The organism is Alginatibacterium sediminis (assembly GCF_003610775.1).
GTDB lineage: Bacteria > Pseudomonadota > Gammaproteobacteria > Enterobacterales > Celerinatantimonadaceae > Alginatibacterium > Alginatibacterium sediminis.
Genome location: NZ_RAQO01000008.1, coordinates 412,045 through 427,608, shown reverse-complemented (window position 1 = coordinate 427,608; position 15,564 = coordinate 412,045). Strand labels below are relative to the sequence as shown.

The following is a 15,564-nucleotide window of genomic DNA, read 5'->3' as shown; positions in this document are numbered from 1 at the left end:
TGTCTTGAATTTTCGTGTTCTCCCAGCAAAAAAGCGTCAATTAATGCCTTTAAAATCAAAAACTAAATCAAGTAAAGCGTCTTCTAAACGTGCCCCCAAACGTAGTAAAAACGCGAATAAAAAACGAACCCGCCCGCAGAAACGTTCCTGGATAAAGACCTTGATGGCTTTAACATTCAAGTTGGGTTTGGTGTTGCTGGCAGTATTACTGCTATGGGGTGTTTATCTCGATTCTAAAATTCAGGCGCGCTTTGTCGGAGATAAATGGGAGTTGCCAGCTGTTGTTTATGGCCGCGAAATGAGTCTTTACCCCGGCCTTCGCATCACTCGTGCCGAATTGCAAGAAGAGCTTAAACTGCTCAATTATCGAAAAGTATCACGGGCTAAACGAGCTGGAGAATATGCGGTATCGGAAACTAAAATTGAACTGATCAGACGCTCTTTCCATTTTGCAGATGGGCCAGAGCAGGAACTACCATTGTTACTCACTTTTAGCCCCTACCGCTTGGAAAAAATAGTACAACGTGACAGTGGCGAAGAATTAGCTCAAACCCGACTCGATCCCTTGCTCCTCGAACGTCTAAACATTAATCAACAACAAGACCGCTTGTTTGTGGGTTTTGAGCAACTGCCAGCCACTTTAGTCGACACCCTAGTCCTTACCGAAGACCGTCGTTTTTACGAGCATGATGGGGTAGCACCTAGCGCCATTCTCAGAGCGCTGTTGGTCAACCTTAAAGCGGGTCGAACAGTGCAAGGGGGCAGCACCATCACCCAACAACTGGCGAAAAACTTCTTTTTAAGTCGCGAACGTAGTCTGTGGCGGAAAATCCAAGAAGCATACATGGCTTTGATTATTGATTTTCGCTTTAGCAAAACAGAAATTTTAGAAAGTTACATCAATGAGGTATACCTAGGGCAGAATGGTAATGCCGCTGTCCATGGTATGGGCTTAGGTAGCTATTTCTATTTTGGAAAGCCATTGCAAGATTTGGGACCATCACAAATTGCAATGCTGGTGGGTATTATCAAAGGGCCCTCGTATTACGACCCTTGGCGTCACCCTGAGCGCATATCCCAGCGCCGCGATGTCGTGTTACGGTTGATGTTTGAAAACGGAAAGTTAGAGCAACAGGAGTATCAAGACGCCTTAGATCAAGATCTTGGGGTGATAAAACGCGGGCAAATGGCTTATCAAAAGGTACCGGGCTTTGTGTCGTTAGTACGCCGTGAACTAAGTAATCTCGGCCAAGATTGGTCGCAATACAATGGACTTCGAGTATTTACCACCCTCGATCCTATTTCACAGCGATATGCACAACAAGCGACGAGTGAGCAACTCAAACGCATCGATAAAAGCGGCAAGCTAGAAGCGGCAATGGTGGTTAGTGAGCGCCATAGCGGCGCTGTAAGAGCCTTGGTGTCTGGCCGGGATCCAAGTTTGATAGGGTTTAACCGTGCACTTGATGGGCTTAGGCAGATAGGCTCCCTTGCCAAGCCTTTCGTATTTCTAACCGCTTATGAGCAGGGTCATCACATGGGCGAACTAATTGATGATAATCCTCTAACGTTAACGTTGGGCGATGGCAGCAAATGGAGTCCTAAGAACTACGACAAAAAATTTCGAGGGCCGGTGATGCTCCACCAGGCCTTAATGAACTCCTTGAATGTACCTACTGTGCGCTTGGGCATGCAGGTTGGACTAAAAAATGTGGTTAAGACTATGCAAGCAGCTGGCTACGACAAATCTATTAACCCAAATCCATCCTTAGTCTTGGGAAGCACTGCTATGTCGCCAATTGAAGTGGCCCAAATGTATCAAACGCTTGGCGCTGATGGAGAATACCGGCCACTATTTAGTATTGAGCAAATCCAAGACGGCCAAGGCGATACCTTGTACCAGCAGCAACTGAGCTCCGAAAGGCGCTTTGACGAATTAGCTAATTTTTTAACCTTACATAATATGAGCCAAGTGACTCGCTATGGTACTGCTCGTTCGTTGCGCGCACAGTACCCTAAAATTGATATTGCTGGTAAAACGGGCACCACCAACGATTTGCGAGATAGCTGGTTTGTGGGTATCGACCAACGTGAAATTGCAACGGTATGGGTTGGACGCGATGATAACAGCCCCGCTGGAGTGACAGGATCAAGCGCTGCCTTGCCGATTTATAGTGCCTATCTCAAGCGTAGTTACCCGCAAAGCTTGCGGGCATTGCAGCCCGATAACTTGGCTTGGATCCACTTTTCAAAGGATAGCGGCCGGGCAGTTGCTGCTAATTGTGGTAACACAGTATTGTTGCCAGCCAACGCGACACTTAAAAATCAGAGCGAAAGCTGTAATACTAGTGTAATTAATGAACCAGTTAAAAAAGCAAAATCGTGGTTTGAGAAAATCTTTAACTAACGAAAACTGGTGGTGGAGCAGTGGCTTGAGAACGGATTTGGAAAACGCACTATGATGGTTTTAAGAAAGCTAAGTTTAGTTCTGGTCTTGTTGGCCTTGGCAGCATGTTCTAGTCAAGGGCCAGAACAAGCCAGTGTCGCCAGTGGCGCTGATAGTTTGTCGAAAGTGCGTTACCTGCATTCATCCTCGACGATCAAAACCCCCTCTGATATCCATCAGCGTTTAATGCTGCAGTACGATGATTGGTCTGGCACTCCTTATCGCTATGGTGGCGTTGGTCGTAAAGGCATCGATTGCTCAGCGTTTGTATCGCTGACCTATCTAGAGCGTTTCAATATCGAATTACCGCGCACAACCTTAGGGCAAGTGAAACAAGGTGATTTGATTAAAAAAAGTCAGCTAGAAATCGGCGACTTAGTGTTCTTTAGAATTAGTTCACAACAACGGCATGTTGGTATGTATGTCGGGGAGAATCAGTTCTTACACGTCTCGACCAAAAAGGGCGTCATCATTTCTGATTTAGATAACCCTTATTGGCGAGGTCGTTATTGGCAAGCGCGTCGCCTACCATTACGTTATCTATAGCTTGGCAAAACAGCGTTTTGCAGCGGCTAAGGTAATTTCGATATCACTGTCACTGTGCGCCGTTGAGGTAAATGACGCTTCAAAGGCCGACGGCGCTAAATAAATCCCTTCTTCAAGCATCAAGTGGAAAAAACGCTTGAATCGTTCTTGGTCACAGGCGCAACTTTGAGTGAAATTAGTGACTTTGGTCTCTTCTGTAAAAAAGAAACCGAACATGCCACCTACTTGGTTGGTCGTTAACGCTATTCCGGCATCATCTGCAGCTTGTTGGAAGCCTTGTGCCAACGTATGAGCAACCTCGTTTAAACGCTCGTAAGTCCCGGCTTTTTGAAGCTCGCTTAGTGCAGCTATTCCAGCGGCCATTGCAATGGGGTTACCAGATAAAGTACCGGCTTGATAAACTGGACCAAGTGGCGCTAAGTGCGCCATAACATCGGCGCGACCGCCAAAAGCACCCACAGGCATACCGCCACCAATGACTTTACCTAAACAGGTTAAGTCTGGAGTGACGCCGTAATAAGCTTGGGCGCCACCAAGTGCCACCCGAAAACCTGTCATTACTTCATCGATGATAAGCAAAGCGCCAAAACGGTCACACAACTCGCGTAGCCCTGAAAGAAAATCAGCATTAGGTGGTATGCAGTTCATGTTGCCAGCCACAGGCTCAACAATGATGCTAGAAATATCGCTTGGGAACTGTTCGAAGAGAGCCTCAACTGAAGCTAAATCGTTAAAGGTGGCGGTTAAGGTGTGTTTGGCAAAATCAGCAGGTACGCCTGGGGAACTAGGTTGACCTAAAGTCAGAGCGCCAGAGCCAGCATTGACCAACAGACAGTCAGCATGGCCATGATAACAGCCTTCAAACTTAATAATTTTGTCGCGAGCCGTAAAGCCTCGGGCTAGTCGAATAGCACTCATGGTTGCCTCTGTTCCTGAGCTGACCATGCGAACTTGCTGCATAGACGGGACTAAGCGTGATACGAGAGCGGCCATTTCAACTTCAGTTTCGCATGGGGCGCCAAAGCTTAGACCATTTTCGACTGCTTTAAGAACAGCATTGCGAATAGCACTGTGATTGTGGCCCAAAATCATCGGTCCCCACGATCCCACGTAATCAATGTACTGTTTGCCATCGGCATCAGTAATACGCGATCCATTAGCACTTTGAATAAACACAGGATTACCGCCAACACCCTTAAAAGCGCGAACCGGGGAGTTTACGCCACCAGGGATATGTTGCTGGGCTTGAGAAAAGAGTTGCTCTGAACGAGACATAACAATTGGCCTTGTTTACTAGAAAAAAATAATGGCCAGATAATAGCAGATCACAAAGCGCTGATGTTTAGGAATTCTCCGAGCTTTGATCCAAAAGCTTTAAGATGTCGACCATCGCAGTTTGTTGAACATCCAAGATTTCAATCAATGCGATAAATAGATCCGTGGCAATCATGCCTTTGTTTATCTTGCTGCGCAGATTACCGGCTTTAATCACGATCCCACGGCTAGCCAGTGCGTCGGAGAGATCTTCATATTTTACACCTTTAAGCATCATCATCGCCCTGATATAGCGTTTGACAGCCAGTTTGTAGGGTTCTAATGCTATTCGGTTGTTTATGCTTTCTTGGGGGTCCATACTGAGCATCGCTGTGAACTAGTGCTTACAATAATACAGTCTTTTTTAATTGTGGCAAATTTGTTCTTACTAGTTGACACTCGTTCCTTAAAGAGTATATTTGTTGCTTATTGATAACATTTGTTGGAGGTTATATGTCTTGGAGTCAAGAATCCCTCGCTGAACTAGCGAATCAAAATCCGAACTGGACTGTCGATTCAGAAGGTGAGGTTTTGAGTATTTCAAATGATGAAGGTCTTGATGCTTTCGTCTATGTAGGTACTGGGCAAATTCTTGTGAATTTAGCACTATTTCCAGTAGCTAAAGTCAGTGATGTAGCCGCGCTAAATAATCTAATTATGCGCAGCCACCATTTGTTACCACTGAGCGCTATTTGTGTAGAAACCATAGGTACCGAGGACTACTACGTCGCCTTTGGTGCATTGTCTACCGATAGTCAGCCATCCGTTATTATTGAAGAGATCGAGGTATTGTTTGCTAATGTCCCTGAATTCTTCGATTTGTATGCCGAATATATTAGTTAGGAGTGAGCTATGAGTTTACGTAAAATTTGGACCGCTATCCGTGGTGCTAGTAACGAAGGTTTGGAAGCTGTTGCAGATAGCCAAAGCCTGCGCATTTTAGACCAAGAGCTACGCGATGCTAAGCAAGAGCTAACTAATTGCGATCAAAACTTAACCAAAATTATGGCTAAGCGTAAATTAGCGAGTAATAAAGTTGATGCTTTGCAAAGTGACATCGACACCTATACCCAGCACGCGATTGCAGCCAGCGAAAAAGGTGACGATGCATTAGCTTTAGAATGTGCTGAGCGTGTTGCTGAGCTTGAAGGGCAATTAAGCGCTGAGAAAGAAATCATGCAGAGCTTTTTGAACTCTGAAGCTAGTTTGAAAACTAACATTGCTAAAGCAAAGTCAAACGTGCGCCATATGGAAATGCAAATTGATCAAGTAAAAGCCACCGAGTCGGTACAAAAAGCCCAAGTGGCGGTATCTAGCAGCAATATTGGTGCAAACTCGAATGTTAAAACGGCGTTAGATAGCCTAGAGCGCATCAAAGCTAAGCAACAACAGCGCAGTGCTGAGCTCGCAGCAGCCGAAGAGCTTGCTAGTGAAGAAGATGGCGGCGCCCTTGATGCAAAACTTAAAAAAGCGGGCATCGCCCCTGGAGCTAGTGCTTCTGGAAGTGATAAACTAGCCCAAATATTGGCTGCCAAAAAAGGCTAACCCGTGCTTTTGATTAAAATGCGCCATATGTTTGAGGCGCTTTTTTTTAGAATTAATACTATGGCCGTTATTACGGCCATTTTCGCATATGTTGCGATCAGTTATGTGCTGCTTTTGTTAGCCGGCGAAACCGAGCTGGTTGCCGGTGAGCACTTTATTTATTACCTAGTTGTTACGGGTTCTACTGTTGGCTATGGCGACTTTGGTCCAAGTACTTTTTGGGGGCGCTTAGCGGTCAGCTTTTGGGTCATCCCTATCGGACTGAGCTTATTTGCCGTGGTTTTAGGGCGCGCAGGTGTTTATCTATCTGAGTTATATAATCGAAGACGAAGAGGGCTTCAAATGCTGGATCTAACAAATCATAGTGTCATCATTGGTTGGCATGGAGCGCGCTCACTTCGCTTAATTGAACTCGTTTATAGCAGTCTACGCGACCGCGATATGCAATTGGTTTTGGTTGTTGATAAAGACATGGAAAACCCAGCATCTGATAAAGTGAGCTTGGTTCAAGTCGAAAGTTATTCTGACGCTATCACCATGGAGCGAGCCAAACTTAGTACAGCCAAAAGTATTGTTATAGATCTAGAAGACGACAACGAAACCTTGGCCACCGCGCTTTACTGTGCCAGCGAAAATCCCGAGTGCCATAAGACAGCCTATATGGCAAATCCGTCTTTGATACACCTTATGGGCGTACATTGTCCCAAAGTCGAAGTTATTCCCTCGGTGCAAGTTGAAATGTTAGCCAGTTCAGCTATGGATCCCGGCTCTGCGCAAGTGCATCAACAATTACTCGATAGCACCTCGGGCGTGACTCAATATGCTATTTTGAACCCAGTGCAGCATGCGGTGACGGCTAAGCAAATGCTTGAATTTCTAAAATTTCAATTAGACGCAACGCTTATTGCTTATAAACGTAGCGCTGATGTCAGTATCGTACTCAACCCCAAGGCCGACGTAATACTAAAACCGGGTGATATTTTATATTACCTGAGCGAGTCACGATTGACCGAAGCACAATTGACCCAATTAAAAGAGGCCTAATCGATGTTTTCTTCATGGTTTGGAAAAAAAGATAAATCGAAAGATGAAGCCGCTAACACTGTGCCGCAAATCATGGGTTTAGGCATAGGTAGTAGCTTTGAATTGGATACCTTGTCACTTCGTATTCATCAAGACACATTGACCACAACCAAGATCGCAGGTACTCAGATAGTGACCGCAGTTGGTCTGGTGGAGCTAGACGGAAATCAGGTCTATCGATTTTACACTGATGACGAAGCTTTTTTGCAAGTAGTAGCCAGTGGTCCCAATGAAAGTGATGTTATTGATGTAAAGCTATTTCATTACTACGACACCTTGGATATCAACAACCAAGCGCAGTGGGATGATCTACTAAAAAATAAGATTGGTACCGAGCATTTTGAGCTTAATGGTAAAAACTATCAGCGCGTGTGGACTTCAGCATCGGCTTACCATAATCCGGTGCACATGGAGGAAACAACGTATGACGAAGCCAGTGGGTTGTCATTTTCTACGACCGACCAATTCACCATGTTATTTGAACTTGAATTAGCGGATGATTTTTACGAATTTCTATTTATCAGCGCCGAAGAACAAGTACGCGGTGATAACTTAGAGCGCTGTTTAGTTTATAGTACCGGCATTAATATCAGTTCATCACAAATTACTATCTACGGATAAGGAAACTCTAATGGAAGCAGGTTTACTGGTCGCAGTTGCGAATTTCTTTCTTTATTTTGCAGTATCAATTGTTTTTTTGATCATCTTTAAAGTGGTTTATGTGCGCGTGACTCCCCATGATGAGTGGGATTTAATTAAAGAAAAACGCAACCTGAGCGCAAGTATTGCCTTTGGTGGTGCCATTTTAGGTTTTGCTATTGCCCTTGCTGGCGCTGCAAGTAACTCAGTATCACTATTTGATTTTGCTACTTGGGGCTTGATTGCTTTAGCGGCGCAATTAATTGCTTTTGCGATTGTTCGTTTTAGCTTTATGCCCGGTATTGTTAAACGTATCGAAGACAACGAGTTGAGTGCTGCGACTATATTGGCGGTAACTAACATTGCTGTTGGCATGCTTAACGCGGCGTGTATGAGCTACTAAGGTGGGACAAATGAAACGTAGTCAGAATATTGATCTTGGACGAATGCGCAAGCCGTCAAAGGCTAAGTTTATTTTGCGTCCTGCAGTGTTAGCAGTTTCCGCAGTAATGCTAGCTGCATGTTCAGAGCCCGAAGATGACGCGATTGTGATTTACAGCGTTGATGATTGCTCTAAGCAAACCTCTCTTGACCAGCAAGAATGTGAAACAGTTTATCAAAATGCGCAAGCTGAAGCAGAGCGTACTGGTCCTAAATACAACTCGCAAGCCGATTGCGAAGCTGAGTTCGGTCCAGCCCAGTGCCGTAGTAATTCCAGCGGTATGTTTTCGCCATTGATGGCTGGCTTCTTAATGGGGCGGATGATGGATATAGGCCGACCATCGGCTGTGTATCAATACAATAATCCGTCGTCTCGCTACCATAATCAGATTATGACCGCTGACGGGCGCAATCTTGGCGCAGCTGGGCAACGCAGTTATAAGGTGCCGCAATCAACTTATAAAGCCAAACCAACGGTTACAAAAACCGTTAGTCGTGGTGGATTTGGTTCGAGTGCGTCGGCTAAATCGTCATGGGGTTCAAGTAAATCGTCTAAATCTAGCGGCTGGGGCGGTTAGTGCTTCGCATTCCTATCGACCCTCGGGAAAACTGGCGTGACTTGGCCGATGACTATGGTTTTGAATTTCATACCATGCATGGCGAAGCGTACTGGGATGAGTCCGCTTACTATCAGTTTTCTCTAGACCAAATAGAAAAAGACCTTGAGCAGCCCACTGAAGAGATCCACCAGATGTGCTTGGAAGTGGTTGATCAAGTGGTTCGTGATGAATACTGGCTTAAGAAGTTCTGTATTCCGCAAGCCTATTGGCAATGGATCTTAGACTCATGGCAAAGCGGCGATCCTAGTTTGTATTCGCGCTTAGATTTTTCCTACGACGGAAAAAGTCCAGCCAAACTCTATGAAAACAACGCAGATACGCCAACCTCGCTCTACGAAACTGGCTTTTGGCAATGGTTGTGGCTTATAGACGGTGTTGACCAAGGACGACTTAGTCGACGCAGCGATCAGTTTAATAGCTTGCAAGAAAAACTGGTCAATCGCTTCAAGGACTTGGCTTTTCTAACTCCTAATCGAGTGCTGCATTTTGCTTGTTGCAAAGATACGCCAGAAGATCGCGGTACAGTAACCTATCTCGAAGACTGCGCTAAAGAAGCAGGCATCGAGGTGAAGTTTGTTTTTGTTGAAGATATTGGCCGGGACGCCGCGGGACGTTTAAGTGATGATGACAACCATGTTATATCGTGGATGTTTAAGTTATACCCGTGGGAGTTCATGTTTGAAGAGCAATTTGGGGAACTACTACCGCAGCAAAACATGCGTTGGTTGGAGCCGCCATGGAAGAGCATCATTTCAAATAAAGCCTTGTTACCTAAGCTGTGGTCGATGTTTCCAAATCACCCCAATTTACTGCCGGCTTTTTTCGAGTCTGAACTGAAACATCTAAGTTCAGACCTAGCTTGGGTGAAAAAACCAATATTCTCTCGTGAAGGTGCCAATATACAAATAAGTGGGCAAGGACAAGAATTAGCAAGTTCAGATGGCCCATACGGCGAAGAGGGCTTTATCTATCAAGCGTTCCATAGGCTACCAAAATTCGCCAACAACCATACCTTAGTTGGCAGTTGGCTGGTGGACGACAAAGCGGCCGGGATTTCGATTCGAGAAGACACTAATATAATTACCCAAGATATGAGTCGTTACCTGCCACATATTATCCTCTAAGCCTTAACTCGGCTGCTATAACTATTTAAGGTTACATCGTGCGATCATCTTTTTTTGCAATTCCATTATTATTAATGCTTGGCATCGCTTGGGCGGTTTATATGTTGTTCGTGCAACAAACCGATCAACAACAAATGCTTCGAGAACAACTTGCTAGTAGTGATGCTGAGACTAAGGTTTTAAGTCAGCAACTGAGAAGCCAAGAACTACTTTTAACGCAGGCACTCGCGCAGGCTAAATTGTCTCAAGCAAACGAGCAACAGCTTAAGCTTGAAAACCAAGCGCTACAAAGCTCTGTTGATCTATACCAATATGCCTTAGGGGATGATGGCCAACAGAAGTTTAAAATGCACGTGGCAGAAGTCACCGAGCTGAGCAATCAAAACCACTACCGTTTAGAGCTATTGGTGAGTAATTCCGAGCCAGAAATGCAGCCCATCCTTGGGCAAATAGAACTGAAGCTTGTGGGCTTGCTTGAAGGGGAAACTATCGAGCTAGAAACTAGCGAAGTATTGGTTATAGCTGATGCTGCAAAGTTTTCAATTCAGCATATTCAGCGTATTTACTTGGACTTTCGTTTGCCTGAGGGCTTCAGCCCAGACAGCTTAGCACTTAGTTTCAAACGCGATGGATATCAACAGCTGGCTTTTGATCAAAATTATCGCTGGCAAGATCTATTTGAATACTTGAACTAAATACTCAGGTATTAGATACTAGCGCTACTAATTTAAGAGGAAGATCTTGTGTCTGAAGAAGTCATGTTTCCGATTCAATTCAGTGATGCAGCGGCAAAACGTGTAAAAACGCTGATCACTGAAGAGGAAAACACCGAGCTAAAATTGCGTGTATATGTTACTGGCGGTGGTTGTTCAGGGTTTTCTTATGGTTTTACCTTTGATGAAAAGGTAAACGACGGCGATACCCTGGTTGATAATTCTGGGGTGACTATGGTTGTCGATTCAATGAGCCTACAATATTTGGTGGGTGGCGTTGTTGACTATACTGAGGGGCTTGAAGGCTCTCGGTTTTTAGTGAACAATCCCAACGCGACAGCTACTTGTGGTTGTGGCTCGTCATTTAGTATCTAAATACAAGCCGCTATTGTAAGCCACCTTAGGGTGGTTTTTTTGGCTCTAATGAAAATCACGCACAATATACGTGTGAATATTGATGCGCGTGTCATAGCTGCATCGATAAAACTTATGAACCTTTTTAGTATTTGATTCGTAAGCTTTATATTGGAGTTATTGTATTTTTATAGGTCAGTTTGTAGGCTTCACTAAGCTCGACAACACTAAAATGTCATCATTTGTGTACATAGTTTGTATTAAATTATGCCAAGGTTGCACTGATTGGTGCAATGTTACTTGAATTCGAGCCTGATAGGCCCAACTTTCTATTCAATCTAGATATTTATTTTATATTTTTTGTTGGCCTAATTGGTCAGCTTATCGCTGAAACAAGGAGTGTTCTGTGTTGCGTTCAGTTAGAAATTTTTTTGGCGCGCGTCCTTATATTTTGTCAATTGTCATCTCTGTAGTTGTTGTTCTATGGATGCTCTCTGGTCAAAAAAATAGTCAGGCTGAAGAGGCTACTCCGGAAGCCGCAGCGGAAGAGAAGGCGCTAACTCGCGTTCAAGTCCATCGCTATAGCGCGCAAAGCATCGTGCAAACACTTAATCTTTATGGTCGAACTGAAGCCTTGCGCCAAAGCACCATAGGTGCGGAAGTCGCCGGACGTCTTTCTGAGCTCTTAGTTGAACGCGGCGCTTTTGTACAAGAAGGCGATGCGCTGGCTCGAATTGATATATCCAATCGCCAGTCGCAACTCAAACGTGCTCAAGCCTTACTTGAGCAGCGCCGTATTGAGTATTCAGGTATACAAGCCCTAAATAAAAAAGGATTTCAAGGCAAAGCTAGCTTAGCTCAGGCCCGTGCTTCCTTAGTTGATGCTCAATCGTTAGTCGAAAGCCTCACCTTAGATATTGATAATACAGTGATCGTAGCGCCATTCACGGGCTACTATAACCACAACTATGTTGAAGAAGGTGCCTACTTAGGCGTTGGCGACCCGATTCTACAATTAACAGACACCTCTGAAATGGTGGTTAGAGTCGATGTATCAGAACGCGATGTAAACGAGATGCGCGCTGGACTGCCAGCACTGGTTAAAGTGATGAGCGGCGACGAAATCCCTGGCGTGGTTAGCTTCGTAGCTACGGTTTCAAATCCAGCTACTAACACCTTTAAGGTCGAAGTTCTCGTTGATAACAGCGCCAAGAAACTTAAAGCCGGTGTGAGTGCCGCGGTAGTATTCGGGCTTGCTGAAGTGAGCGCAATTAAAGTGACACCTGCTGTACTTGCTCTTGATGACAGTGGCGAACTTGGGGTCAAAATTGTAGTTGACGAGCACGTACAATTTGTTCCCGCTCAGTTAGTACGTTCTGAGCCCGATGGTGCATGGCTTAGTGGTTTTGACGGCGATACTGACGTTATCATCCTTGGACAAGGGTTTGTGAACCCTGGCGAGCATGTTGAAGCGGTTAGCATAGCAACTGAGTCGCAAGTGACAGCCCAAAGCAAGGGAGAGTAGCCATGCAAGCGCTGATTCAAGCGGCTCTTTCGCATAGTCGCACGGTACTTTCTTTGCTGGTGTTTTTATTGGTAGCAGGGGCTAGCTCCTATATCAATATTCCCAAAGAATCCGATCCAGATATCGATATTCCGGTTGTGTATGTTTCCATAAACCACGACGGTATCTCACCAGAAGATTCTGAGCGCTTATTACTGCGCCCAATGGAACGTGAACTACAAGGCATTGAAGGCATCAAGGAGATGACCTCAACTGCGAGCGAAGGCCACGGTAGTGTGGTTCTTGAGTTCTTAGTGGGTGTTGATATTGAAGTTGCTCTGGCTGACGTACGTTCTAAAGTTGATCTGGCTAAAACCAAATTACCCGATGGCGGCGACGAGCCTGAAGTACACCAAGTTACCTTGGCTACCGAGCAACCTGCAATTACCGTGTTGTTGTCAGGTTCTGTGCCACAGCGAGCGTTGCTCAAAGTTGCACGTGACCTTAAAGATGACATCGAAGGCATGAAGCAAGTGCTTGAAGTTAACGTTGGCGGTGACCGCGATGACTTCCTTGAAATTATCGTAGACCCAATCCTGATGGAGTCTTATGGATTAGATCAAGCGGATATTTATAACTTAGTTAGCCGTAACAATCGCTTGGTAACAGCCGGCACACTTGATACCGGTAGCGGTAGTTTTGCAGTTAAAGTACCAGCTGTATTTGAAAGCGTAACCGATGTTATTGAGTTGCCGATCAAAGTTGATGGCGACCGAATTGTTACCTTTGGTGATGTGGCCACGGCTAAGCGCGCCTTCAAAGACGCGACCAGTTATGCCCGAGTAAATGGGCATCCAACCATTTCATTGGAGGTCAGTAAACGCCCCGGTGAAAATCTAATTCAGACCATTGAAGGCGTGAAAGAAATCATTAGCGCTGAAAGCGAATACTGGCCCGATTCTATCACCATCGATTATGCCGGTGATAAATCCAAAGACATTCGTAATATGCTTAACGAGCTTCAAAACAGCATTTTGTCGGCGATTATTTTGGTGGTGATCGTCATCATCGCGGCGATGGGTGTTCGTTCAGCCTTACTGGTAGGTATTGCGATTCCAGGTTCTTTCTTAGCTGGCATCATGGTGCTTTCCATGACTGGGCTTACGGTTAATATGGTTGTCTTGTTCTCGCTGATTATGGCGGTGGGCATGTTGGTAGACGGCGCGATTGTTGTCACTGAGTTTGCCGACCGACAAATGAGCGAAGGTAAAGATAAGCAAGAAGCGTACTCTATGGCGGCAAGCCGTATGGCGTGGCCTATTATTGCTTCTACCGCGACTACTTTGGCGGCGTTTGCTCCCCTAATGTGGTGGCCGGGTATGGTGGGGCAGTTTATGAAATACCTACCCCTAACCTTGATCGCAACCTTAAGTGCGTCTTTGGTTATGGCGCTTATTTTTGTACCAACCTTGGGCAAAGTATTTGGTAAAACCCGTCATATTAGTGAGAAACAACGTCAGCAGATGATTATGGCCGACGAGGGTCACTGGCAGAATCTTACTGGATTCACCGGTTTTTATTTGCGGATTTTGAATAAAGCTGTACACGCACCAAAACGAGTATTTCTATTTGGGATCATTATCAGCATCGCCATTATCTTTGGTTATAAGCATGCGGGTAAAGGCATGGAGTTTTTTCCCGAAGTAGAGCCAACTGGTTTTAATGTGGTACTACGTTCCCATGGCGACTACTCTATTGATGAAAAACTAACCATCATGAAAGAAGTTGAAGGACGTCTTTTAGATATCGAAGACTTCGATACCTTGTATACAAGCGTTGGTGGTGACGATCTCGGAGACATTCGAGTTAACCTAAAAGATTGGCAGTTTAGACGTAAAGCCAATGACATTATTGCTGACATGAAAGAGCGTTTAGACCCTATTGCTGGTTTAGAAATTGAGTTTCGTCAGGACGATGCAGGGCCACCTTCCGGTAAGGATCTACAAATCGAATTAAGTTCGCGTTTTCCTGAGCGCCTTGACGCGATGGCGCAACTGATTCGAGCCGAGTTCGACGCAAATCCCCGCTTAGTAAATGCTGAGGACTCTCGCGCTGCTCCGGGTATTGAATGGCAACTAAAGGTTGACCGCAAGCAGGCAGCGCGCTTTGGCGCAGACGTAACCCTGCTCGGTAATACGGTGCAGTTTGTAACGAATGGCTTAAACATTGGTTCATACCGACCTGATGACGTTGATGACGAGCTTGATATTCGGGTGCGTTTTCCTGAAGAGAGCCGCAGTATTGACCGCTTAGGCCAACTTCGAGTTAAAACACAATCGGGCCTAGTACCCGTCTCGAATTTTGTGGAACTTGAAGCGCACCCTAAGTTAGATGTGATTAATAAAGTTGAGGGCTTACAAGTTCTAACCGTTAGTGCCGATATGGCTCCGGGTGAGAACCTGAGCTTAGAGCTGCCTAAAATGCAGGAGCGTTTAAAAGAGCTCGAAATGGATCCGACCGTTAATGTCCGTTTCCGTGGTCAAAACGAAGATCAACAAGAAGCGTCTGAGTTCTTAAGTAAAGCCTTTATGGTGGCACTGTTTGTGATGGGCATTATTTTGGTCACTCAGTTTAATAGTTTCTATCAGGCCTTGTTGATCCTAAGTGCGGTATTGTTCTCAACAGTTGGTGTATTACTCGGACTATTGATTGCTGGACAACCTTTCGGCTTGATCATGTGTGGTATTGGTGTGATCACATTGGCTGGGATTGTGGTGAACAACAATATTGTATTGATTGATACTTACAATATTCTGCGTAGTGAAGGCGTACCTAGTATAGAAGCGGTAATGCGCACTGGGGCACAGCGTTTGCGTCCGGTGATGTTAACCACGATCACAACCGTACTTGGCCTAATGCCCATGGTTTTGGAGATGAACATTGATTTGTTCGAGCGCCACATTGAGTTTGGTGCACCATCTTCACAATGGTGGTCACAGCTGGCAACTACCGTCGCCGGCGGCTTAACCTTCGCCACCGTGCTTACGCTTATCCTAACGCCATGTTTATTGGTACTTGGGCAATGGCGTCGCCGTGAAAAAGATTACGACCTAGCGGCACTAGAAATGAATAAGCCCGGTGCGGCCGATAGCAACGCATTAGAGTCACCTTAGCTATAACTTAAGTCAATGCCCGCTGCCGCGGGCTTATTGAAGGCTTGTTTAGTGTGTTGAAG

General features: G+C 45.3%; 15 protein-coding genes. 13 read left to right on the top strand and 2 right to left on the bottom strand.

Annotated elements, in window-relative coordinates; genetic code table 11:
- Window positions 1-43: 43 nt before the first annotated feature.
- Window positions 44-2,407, top strand: coding sequence for a penicillin-binding protein 1B (mrcB, locus tag DBZ36_RS15860; RefSeq protein ID WP_233558161.1), 2,364 nt, complete (start codon window positions 44-46; stop codon window positions 2,405-2,407).
- Between the two features lie 51 nt (window positions 2,408-2,458).
- Window positions 2,459-2,992, top strand: coding sequence for an NlpC/P60 family protein (locus DBZ36_RS15855; protein WP_120355930.1), 534 nt, complete (start codon window positions 2,459-2,461; stop codon window positions 2,990-2,992).
- Here DBZ36_RS15855 and hemL read toward each other — a convergent pair.
- Both hemL and DBZ36_RS15845 read right to left on the bottom strand, forming a co-directional pair.
- Entirely contained in the window at window positions 2,987-4,267 is a 1,281-nt protein-coding gene (hemL, locus tag DBZ36_RS15850) for a glutamate-1-semialdehyde 2,1-aminomutase (RefSeq protein ID WP_120355929.1), read from the bottom strand. The genes DBZ36_RS15855 and hemL overlap by 6 nt on opposite strands.
- Before the next feature lie 67 nt (window positions 4,268-4,334).
- Window positions 4,335-4,625, bottom strand: a complete 291-nt coding sequence (locus DBZ36_RS15845) for a DUF6471 domain-containing protein (RefSeq protein WP_120356045.1) — start codon at window positions 4,623-4,625, stop codon at window positions 4,335-4,337.
- A 134-nt stretch (window positions 4,626-4,759) separates the two neighbouring features.
- On the opposite strand from DBZ36_RS15845, the gene DBZ36_RS15840 reads away from it, so the two are divergent.
- The 11 genes from DBZ36_RS15840 (at window position 4,760) to DBZ36_RS15790 (ending at window position 15,502) form a co-directional block, all read left to right on the top strand.
- Window positions 4,760-5,149: a DUF2170 family protein gene (locus tag DBZ36_RS15840; RefSeq protein WP_120355928.1), complete on the top strand. Its 390-nt coding sequence runs from the start codon at window positions 4,760-4,762 to the stop codon at window positions 5,147-5,149.
- A 9-nt stretch (window positions 5,150-5,158) separates the two neighbouring features.
- Entirely contained in the window at window positions 5,159-5,851 is a 693-nt protein-coding gene (locus DBZ36_RS15835) for a PspA/IM30 family protein (RefSeq protein WP_120355927.1), read from the top strand.
- Between the two features lie 60 nt (window positions 5,852-5,911).
- Window positions 5,912-6,895, top strand: a complete 984-nt coding sequence (locus DBZ36_RS15830) for a potassium channel family protein (RefSeq protein WP_158589126.1) — start codon at window positions 5,912-5,914, stop codon at window positions 6,893-6,895.
- A 3-nt stretch (window positions 6,896-6,898) separates the two neighbouring features.
- Entirely contained in the window at window positions 6,899-7,555 is a 657-nt protein-coding gene (locus DBZ36_RS15825; RefSeq protein WP_120355925.1) for a YjfK family protein, read from the top strand.
- Window positions 7,556-7,565: 10 nt separating this feature from the next.
- The gene (locus tag DBZ36_RS15820; protein WP_120355924.1) at window positions 7,566-7,976 is read left to right on the top strand and encodes a DUF350 domain-containing protein; all 411 of its coding nucleotides are present in this window, start codon (window positions 7,566-7,568) and stop codon (window positions 7,974-7,976) included.
- Window positions 7,977-7,986: 10 nt separating this feature from the next.
- Complete coding sequence (locus tag DBZ36_RS15815; protein ID WP_120355923.1) at window positions 7,987-8,592, top strand: DUF1190 domain-containing protein; 606 nt, start codon at window positions 7,987-7,989, stop codon at window positions 8,590-8,592.
- Complete coding sequence (locus DBZ36_RS15810; protein WP_120355922.1) at window positions 8,592-9,758, top strand: glutathionylspermidine synthase family protein; 1,167 nt, start codon at window positions 8,592-8,594, stop codon at window positions 9,756-9,758. The genes DBZ36_RS15815 and DBZ36_RS15810 overlap by 1 nt, the downstream gene beginning before the upstream one ends.
- Before the next feature lie 38 nt (window positions 9,759-9,796).
- Window positions 9,797-10,453 carry a DUF6776 family protein gene (locus DBZ36_RS15805; RefSeq protein ID WP_120355921.1) on the top strand — a complete coding sequence of 219 codons (657 nt, stop codon included), beginning with the start codon at window positions 9,797-9,799 and terminating at the stop codon, window positions 10,451-10,453.
- Window positions 10,454-10,516: 63 nt separating this feature from the next.
- Window positions 10,517-10,846, top strand: a complete 330-nt coding sequence (erpA, locus tag DBZ36_RS15800; protein WP_120356044.1) for an iron-sulfur cluster insertion protein ErpA — start codon at window positions 10,517-10,519, stop codon at window positions 10,844-10,846.
- 385 nt (window positions 10,847-11,231) lie between these two features.
- Complete coding sequence (locus DBZ36_RS15795; RefSeq protein WP_120355920.1) at window positions 11,232-12,350, top strand: efflux RND transporter periplasmic adaptor subunit; 1,119 nt, start codon at window positions 11,232-11,234, stop codon at window positions 12,348-12,350.
- A 2-nt stretch (window positions 12,351-12,352) separates the two neighbouring features.
- A complete protein-coding gene (locus DBZ36_RS15790) occupies window positions 12,353-15,502 on the top strand; it encodes an efflux RND transporter permease subunit (protein WP_120355919.1) in 3,150 nt (1,049 codons plus the stop codon).
- The last annotated feature ends 62 nt before the right edge of the window (window positions 15,503-15,564 follow it).

What these genes read in the sequence shown, in the direction of transcription:
- mrcB (WP_233558161.1), top strand. Translation starts at nt 44, where the DNA reads ATGCCTTTAAAATCAAAAACTAAATCAAGTAAAGCGTCTTCTAAACGT.
- DBZ36_RS15855 (WP_120355930.1), top strand. Translation starts at nt 2,459, where the DNA reads ATGATGGTTTTAAGAAAGCTAAGTTTAGTTCTGGTCTTGTTGGCCTTG.
- hemL (WP_120355929.1), bottom strand. Translation starts at nt 4,267, where the DNA reads ATGTCTCGTTCAGAGCAACTCTTTTCTCAAGCCCAGCAACATATCCCT.
- DBZ36_RS15845 (WP_120356045.1), bottom strand. Translation starts at nt 4,625, where the DNA reads ATGGACCCCCAAGAAAGCATAAACAACCGAATAGCATTAGAACCCTAC.
- DBZ36_RS15840 (WP_120355928.1), top strand. Translation starts at nt 4,760, where the DNA reads ATGTCTTGGAGTCAAGAATCCCTCGCTGAACTAGCGAATCAAAATCCG.
- DBZ36_RS15835 (WP_120355927.1), top strand. Translation starts at nt 5,159, where the DNA reads ATGAGTTTACGTAAAATTTGGACCGCTATCCGTGGTGCTAGTAACGAA.
- DBZ36_RS15830 (WP_158589126.1), top strand. Translation starts at nt 5,912, where the DNA reads ATGGCCGTTATTACGGCCATTTTCGCATATGTTGCGATCAGTTATGTG.
- DBZ36_RS15825 (WP_120355925.1), top strand. Translation starts at nt 6,899, where the DNA reads ATGTTTTCTTCATGGTTTGGAAAAAAAGATAAATCGAAAGATGAAGCC.
- DBZ36_RS15820 (WP_120355924.1), top strand. Translation starts at nt 7,566, where the DNA reads ATGGAAGCAGGTTTACTGGTCGCAGTTGCGAATTTCTTTCTTTATTTT.
- DBZ36_RS15815 (WP_120355923.1), top strand. Translation starts at nt 7,987, where the DNA reads ATGAAACGTAGTCAGAATATTGATCTTGGACGAATGCGCAAGCCGTCA.
- erpA (WP_120356044.1), top strand. Translation starts at nt 10,517, where the DNA reads ATGTTTCCGATTCAATTCAGTGATGCAGCGGCAAAACGTGTAAAAACG.
- DBZ36_RS15790 (WP_120355919.1), top strand. Translation starts at nt 12,353, where the DNA reads ATGCAAGCGCTGATTCAAGCGGCTCTTTCGCATAGTCGCACGGTACTT.